The 6,670-nt window shown below is 33.5% G+C and carries 7 protein-coding genes, 1 other RNA gene and 1 pseudogene; 7 read left to right on the top strand and 2 right to left on the bottom strand.

The window, feature by feature from the left end:
• Nucleotides 1–184 precede the first annotated feature (184 nt).
• Both ACJ5GX_RS01355 and ACJ5GX_RS01350 read right to left on the bottom strand, forming a co-directional pair.
• Nucleotides 185–838 carry a glutathione S-transferase family protein gene (locus ACJ5GX_RS01355; protein WP_052265014.1) on the bottom strand — a complete coding sequence of 218 codons (654 nt, stop codon included), beginning with the start codon at nucleotides 836–838 and terminating at the stop codon, nucleotides 185–187.
• Nucleotides 839–1,041: 203 nt separating this feature from the next.
• Nucleotides 1,042–1,164, bottom strand: a pseudogene (locus tag ACJ5GX_RS01350) (WPE palindromic element domain-containing protein); the annotation flags it as partial.
• A 109-nt stretch (nucleotides 1,165–1,273) separates the two neighbouring features.
• Here ACJ5GX_RS01350 and ffs point away from each other — a divergent pair.
• The 7 genes from ffs to ACJ5GX_RS01315 form a co-directional block, all read left to right on the top strand.
• Nucleotides 1,274–1,372: signal recognition particle sRNA small type (gene ffs / locus ACJ5GX_RS01345), an RNA gene on the top strand.
• 16 nt (nucleotides 1,373–1,388) lie between these two features.
• A complete protein-coding gene (dnaX, locus tag ACJ5GX_RS01340; protein WP_007302330.1) occupies nucleotides 1,389–2,972 on the top strand; it encodes a DNA polymerase III subunit gamma/tau in 1,584 nt (527 codons plus the stop codon).
• Between the two features lie 3 nt (nucleotides 2,973–2,975).
• Entirely contained in the window at nucleotides 2,976–3,308 is a 333-nt protein-coding gene (locus tag ACJ5GX_RS01335; RefSeq protein ID WP_015588155.1) for a YbaB/EbfC family nucleoid-associated protein, read from the top strand.
• A gap of 336 nt (nucleotides 3,309–3,644) precedes the next feature.
• Nucleotides 3,645–4,331 carry a P44/Msp2 family outer membrane protein gene (locus ACJ5GX_RS01330; protein ID WP_007302328.1) on the top strand — a complete coding sequence of 229 codons (687 nt, stop codon included), beginning with the start codon at nucleotides 3,645–3,647 and terminating at the stop codon, nucleotides 4,329–4,331.
• Nucleotides 4,332–4,614: 283 nt separating this feature from the next.
• Nucleotides 4,615–5,508, top strand: coding sequence for an RNA polymerase factor sigma-32 (locus tag ACJ5GX_RS01325; protein WP_012481951.1), 894 nt, complete (start codon nucleotides 4,615–4,617; stop codon nucleotides 5,506–5,508).
• Nucleotides 5,501–5,998, top strand: a complete 498-nt coding sequence (locus ACJ5GX_RS01320; protein ID WP_019078627.1) for an invasion associated locus B family protein — start codon at nucleotides 5,501–5,503, stop codon at nucleotides 5,996–5,998. The genes ACJ5GX_RS01325 and ACJ5GX_RS01320 overlap by 8 nt, the downstream gene beginning before the upstream one ends.
• A gap of 111 nt (nucleotides 5,999–6,109) precedes the next feature.
• The coding region (locus ACJ5GX_RS01315; protein WP_495292609.1) for a beta clamp domain-containing protein at nucleotides 6,110–6,670 on the top strand (561 nt) is incomplete at its 3' end.

The raw sequence follows: 6,670 nt of genomic DNA, 5'->3' as shown, positions 1-6,670 counted from the left end.
AACTTGGAGGACATTTGGCTAGAAAAAATGATCTAGAACCAGGCCCCATTACTATTTGGAAAGGATGGAGACGTCTCTTTGATCTAGCAGAAGGATGGCGACTTGCTCACGAACTTTATATTTGTGGGTAATAGTAAGATTCCTACTGACGAAGGAATGACTGTAGCTTTAAAACTAACGCAAGTTAAAAATCAAGGTTAGCGTAATGTCTAGGGGGAGTTAAGCCAAAAACTCTCTCTAATAATATTTCGCGAAAACAAGGCCTTGATTTAACAATGGAGTACCATTCTTTTAAAATCTTACTTTTTTCCCAGGGAAAACTATTTACGTAGTCTATTATAGAAATATGTGATGCTAAAGTAATATCGGCTAAAGTGAACTTATCGGTTGCAAGCCAAACGTTCTTGTTAATTAAGTGTTCGATGTATTCCATATGGTAAGGCAGGTTATGCTGAGCTGCATGAAGAAATCTAGAGTCAGGGCTGCGGTTAGTAATTACTTTTTCATTCATAATATACTTAGTAACTTCATTGTAAAATTTGCTATCGAACCAATTGATTAAAGCGCGTATTTTAGACTTAATAATAGTTGATGAACCAAGTAATTTGACGTTACTATTGTAAATCTCTTCTATATATTCACAAATGGCATTACTATCCGCTATTACAAAGTTATTATCTATTAATACTGGTACTTGTCCGATTGGATTGATCTCCATGAATTCATTCCGCTTTTCCCATGGATTTTCATATACCAAATCACAACTCAGCTTTTTTTCCTTGAGAAGAGCTCTAACTTTTCGTGAAAATGGACAAAGAGGAAAATGATATAAAATCATAATATTCCTCTTTTGTTATTCCAATACCTATATGTTGTCATTCCAGTACGTGACATTGGAATCCAGCTTATTTCATTATGGACATTACTTTTAACATATATTCCTAGAATCCATTGTCCATTGTATAATTTCCAAATATTTTTATACTTGAATCCCAGTACAACTGTACGAACATTGTAGTTTGAGAGCAATCCCCACCGGAAGGGTGTCATTTCAGTGATTGACACTGGAATCCAGTTCTTATTATACAACAGCCTAATGTATTCATTTAAAATTAAGTTTTCTGGATCCCAGTGTCTGGACACTGGGATGACAGAAGAAGAGTATTTTAGGTAACGGCTGTTTACTCCAAAGTAATGTTGCAAAAGGTCTAACATATAAATTATAAGACTAATATAGAATATACCTTGCTAAAAAAAAAAAAAAGTATAACCTTTGATAAGGTATGCAGGCAAAAATTCTGTAACTTGGTCAGGTCAGAAATGAAGCAACCATATCAGAATCTTTTTGGGTTGCATACCTATTTGTACTATTTGTTTTATTCTAGGCTATGAACATAGCATTAAAATATCGTCCTAGTAGCTTTAAAGATTTAGTAGGTCAAGATATATTGGTGCGTATACTAGAAAATGCTTTTACTCTCAACAAAATTCCACAATCTATACTGCTTTCTGGTAGCAGTGGAATTGGTAAAACCACCACTGCAAGAATAATAGCTTTATGTTTGAACTGCTCATTGGGGCCAACTTTTGAACCTTGTGGATCATGTACAAGTTGTCTGGCAATAAAAAATTCAAGCCATCCAGATGTAGTTGAAATCGATGCGGCAAGTCACACTAGTGTTGAGGATGTTAGAGCGATCTTGGGAGATATTTGCTATTTACCAATAAGTTCTAAATTTAAAGTTTACATTATAGATGAAGTACACATGTTATCCAGTAATGCATTTAATGCATTACTTAAAACTCTAGAAGAACCACCATCTAGCGTAAAGTTTATTCTAGCAACTACAGAAATAAAAAAGATACCAATAACTGTTATTGCACGTTGTCAAAGGTTTGACTTACATAACATTCCTTCAGCTAAGATAATGGAGCGTTTAAATGATATTGCACAAAAAGAAAATTATTTTATTGAAAAAGAAGCATCGGAATTAATTGCTCACCACTGTAGCAATTCAATGCGTAACGCTTTATTTTTGATGAATCAAGCATTGCTATATAGCAAAGATGGTACAATATCCACTCAAAGTGTTACAGACATACTTGGTCTAGTAGATAGAAACGTTATATTTGATCTACTGGAAGCAGTATTAGATAGTGATTTACAGAAGGCTTTGTTAGTATTCGACAATGTGGTAAAAACAGCAAATCCGCTCAATATTTTTGAAGATCTGCTGCAAACAATCCAGTTAATATGCCGTTTTTTAATTACAAAAGAGATTGATACAGAATATGAGAAGAGCAGAGTAAAAGATTTGAGTGCAAAAAAGTCTTTAATATTTTTTTCGAGATTGTGGAAGGTGCTGCTTAAGGGTATTCAAGATATAAAAATTTCAACATGCAATGAGGTTGCTGCTGAAATGATGTTAATTAGCCTTTGTTATCTTTCTGATTTGCCTTCTCCGGAACAGGTGATCAAAAAAATTCTTTCACAGAATGTAGAGCAAGGAAATAGACAGGGCAGACCTGTTGCACCTTCCCCCTCTGTCATCCAAGTAACTGACTACTCGGATCCAAAAAAATATGTGGAAAAACCCCACTCTGTCATCCCAGTGCGTGACACTGGGATCCATGTGAAAAATAAACAACAAAATTACGATTTTGATAAGATTTTGCAACTATTAAGGCGGAGTAACCAAATTTATCTTTACAAACAACTGTGTAGTAATCTAAAATTAATAGATTGTAAATTTGGGTATTTAAAATTAAAAGCTGTATCTAACTTGAACAGTAATTTTTGTAATGACTTGAAAAGTTACTTAAATCAAGCTACTAATCAGGAGTGGGTTATTATAGTTGATACGAGTTATATGAATAGGGAAGTGAGTAATTTAAATTATGCACCTGTAGTTAAGGATATATTAAATACGTTTAAAGGTGCAAAGGTAGTTAATATAGAAAATAAGGAGTAGGTTGTGGATTTCAGTCAAATAATGAAGCAAGCGCAAGAAATGCAAAAAAAGCTTGCGGAAGCCCAAGAAAAATATATTGGAAAAGAGTTTCAAGGTATTTCTGGTGGTGGCAAAGTTTCTGTATTAGTGGAAGTTATAAAAATAGGTGGCTATAAAGCTAAAAAGGTAAACATAGACTTAGAGCTTATGAGAAATGAAGAAAAAGACATAGTAGAAGATTTAGTGACAGCAGCGTTTAATGATGCCATTAAAAAAGCAGAAGAAGATATGGCAAATGCAACCTCTGATCTTGCAGGTATGATGGGGTTACCACCTGGATTTAAACTTCCTTTTTAAATTTACTACTGAAGTTTGACTTAATGCAGTAACTAAGTGTTTTCCTTTTATACTAGTACTTCCATGAAGTACATTCATATTACTGCATGAATATGCAGCAATTCACAATGATGAATGCAGATCAGAAGATAAAAAGACATTAGTGAAATAGGTGTCAGAAGATCAAGAGTAAAAAAAGTAGAGTAACTCTATTTATTAATTAATAAAATCTTTGTATTTTCCTAAAAGTTAGTTAAGATACAGAAGGTTTTATGTTATTAAGTTAGCACTTGACTTAACTTTAGTTATTATTTAGACTGCTAAAGTGGAATTTTAATTTTTTTAACGAGGGCAATTATGCATTATAAAAAGTTTTTTTCGGCAGCTGCTTTAGTGACGTTGCTAAGCCTATCAAACTCTGCTTTTTCATCAGACCCTATTGGTCCAATAAGTGATGAAGAAACTAGCTACTATGTTCGTTTGCAATATAATGGTGAAGTTTTACCTTTTAAAACAAGAATTGACGGCATTGAATATAAAAAAGGAACCGAAGTTCATGATCCTTTAAAAGCATCTTTTATGGCTGGTGGTGCTGCATTTGGTTATAAAATGGACGATATCAGGGTTGATGTTGAGGGACTTTACTCACAACTAAACAAAAACGACGTTAGTGGTGCAACATTTACTCCAACAACTGTTGCAAACAGTGTGGCAGCATTTTCAGGATTGGTTAACGTTTATTACGATATAGCGATTGAAGATATGCCTATCACTCCATACGTTGGTGTTGGTGTTGGTGCAGCATATATCAGCAATCCTTCAGAAGCTAGTGCAGTTAAAGATCAAAAAGGATTTGGTTTTGCTTATCAAGCAAAAGCTGGTGTTAGTTATGATGTAACCCCAGAAATCAAACTCTTTGCTGGTGCTCGTTATTTTGGTTCTTATGGTGCTAGTTTTAATAAAGAAGCAGTATCAGCTACTAAAGAGATCAATGTCCTTTACAGCGCTGTTGGTGCAGAAGCTGGAGTAGCGTTTAATTTCTAGTCTATCTTTGTCTTATTATCCCAGTGGGTTTTTCTTGTCATTCAAGTAGCATGACACTGGGATCTAGAAAAAAGAAATGTGAATTCCAGTGTTTGAGCACTGGAATAACACATTATTTATTTAATGTAGTTTTTATCGTTACACGCTGGCAATTTTAATTCTACATTTAGGTAGCTGTTGTTAAGATCTCAACTAGATATAAAGTTATGCTTTTTTAATTAAAGCTTGAATTTTTCACTGAAAATCAATATATTATATGTATAGAGTTTTAATTTAAGTTATTATGTTGACCCCAGTAGCAAATTTATGTGTTAATAGTAGCACTAATCTCATGCAATATATTGCTGAAGTGCGAAAATTTCCTATGCTTTCCCAAGAAGAGGAAGTGCGATTAGCAAAAAATTGGCAAGAATACCAGGATATTTCTTCTGCTCACAGGTTGATTACTAGCCATTTGAATTTGGTAGTAAAAATTGCAATGAAATTTAAGAATTACGGTCTATTGTTGATGGACCTGGTCATGGAAGGAAATATGGGTTTAATGCATGCAGTGAAAAAGTTCAATCCTGACTTGGGATTTCGTTTTTCAACTTATGCAGTATGGTGGATTGAAGCTTCAATGAAAGACTTTATATTAAAATCTTGGTCACTTGTAAAAATAGGTACAACGCAAGCACAAAGGAGATTGTTTTTTAGTTTACGTAAAATAAAAAAAAGAATTTTACAATACACAAACAGAGAAACTTTGAGTAAAGAAGAAATAAAAGCAATATCAAATGAGCTTTCTGTATCTGAAGAAGATGTTGTACAGATGAGCTATCGTCTGGCTTGTAAGGATCAGTCGTTAAATAATTGTATAAAAATAGGTGATGACTCTAAAAAGGAGTTACAAGATATGATTCCGTGTAATTTAGTTAGTCAAGAAGTAGCTTACCAGAATCATGAAGAAAAGGCATTAAAAGAAACAATTTTAAGCAATGCGCTGGCAAGTCTTAATGAAAGATCAAGAGACATTTTCATTAGCAGATATTTATCTGAGAATACTCAGACTTTGGATGAGCTTAGCAAAAAATATTGTGTTTCAAGAGAAAGAATAAGACAGCTGGCTGAGCAAGCGATGAGTAAGGTAAAACAACATATAAAATCAGAGAGTTTGAAATTCGGTTTACATGCGTAGTCTTTTCGTATTTCTAATATTTCTTTCAATAGACACTCTTGCATCGGTTAGTAATGTACAACTGAGCGAAAAATATAAAGACTGGTTTGTGTATACTGCATTGGAAGATGGTGAAAAAGTGTGTTATATTGTATCTCATCCTAAGAAAAAAAGTGAACATTATACAGCCGATCGCAAGCCGTATGTAATGGTCAGTTACGTTGATAAAAAAGCAGATGAGGTGAGCGTCACTTCTGGCTTTCAGTATAATAATGAGCCTGTAGTTCTCAATATCGATAAAAAAATTAAATATCAATTGCCAATAATACAGGGAAGTCTTGCGTGGACAGATGATACAAAAATGGACCAAGATTTGATTCTAAAAATGAAGCAGGGATTATCAATGGTAGTTAATGGAAAAGTAAAAACAGCAAATGTTGATGATACTTATTCCTTGCTTGGCTTTCAAAAAGCGTACCAAAAAATGCATGACTTATGCCATACAAAGTAAATTATTGATCACTAAAGTATAAGATAGGCTGTTTTGTCTCTCAGACAAAAATATGGATATCACTTTACATAGAATATGAATATCATTTAAAATATATTTTTGAGAATTAATATGTCAAAAATTGTAGATATAGGAATCAAAGAACAAAGTTCTGTGTGTGAACAAATGCGTTTTAGTGTAAGTCGTGCAAGCCTTTTAAATACGCTATCCAGGGTAAGTGGAGTGGTTGAAAGGCGCAACGCGATAGATGTTTTAGCGTGTATAAATATCAAAGCACAATATGGTAGCATAAAATTGAAGGCTACTGATCTTGACATTTCAATATTTGCCTCACTTACTGCAAATGTATCAGCAGAAGGAGAAGTGAAAATCTCAGCACATACTTTACATGATATAGTGAAAAAATTGCCAACTAATTTGGATGTCAATTTCGAAATGAATAATCAAGGAAAATTATTGATATCCTGTGGAAATGCAAATTTTTCTTTACCGAACGTAGTTTCAAATAACTTCCCTGTTCTTGAAGAAGGTGATCATCAATACGATTTCACTCTACTAAGTGCAGATTTGGTAGACTTGTTGACTAAAACGAAGTTTGCTGTGTCGCTAGATGATACAAGGTATAATTTGAATGGGATATATCTGCATACAGATGAGCAATTTCTGTACTGC

The sequence above is a fragment of the Wolbachia endosymbiont of Tuta absoluta genome, assembly GCF_059414725.1.
Note: the sequence above shows the minus strand (reverse complement) of the source record. Positions and strands in the feature narration are given on the sequence as shown.

Excerpts from the sequence above, each read along its gene's own strand:
- ACJ5GX_RS01355 (WP_052265014.1), bottom strand. The coding sequence starts at position 838 with ATGATTTTATATCATTTTCCTCTTTGTCCATTTTCACGAAAAGTTAGA.
- dnaX (WP_007302330.1), top strand. The coding sequence starts at position 1,389 with ATGAACATAGCATTAAAATATCGTCCTAGTAGCTTTAAAGATTTAGTA.
- ACJ5GX_RS01330 (WP_007302328.1), top strand. The coding sequence starts at position 3,645 with ATGCATTATAAAAAGTTTTTTTCGGCAGCTGCTTTAGTGACGTTGCTA.
- ACJ5GX_RS01325 (WP_012481951.1), top strand. The coding sequence starts at position 4,615 with ATGTTGACCCCAGTAGCAAATTTATGTGTTAATAGTAGCACTAATCTC.
- ACJ5GX_RS01320 (WP_019078627.1), top strand. The coding sequence starts at position 5,501 with ATGCGTAGTCTTTTCGTATTTCTAATATTTCTTTCAATAGACACTCTT.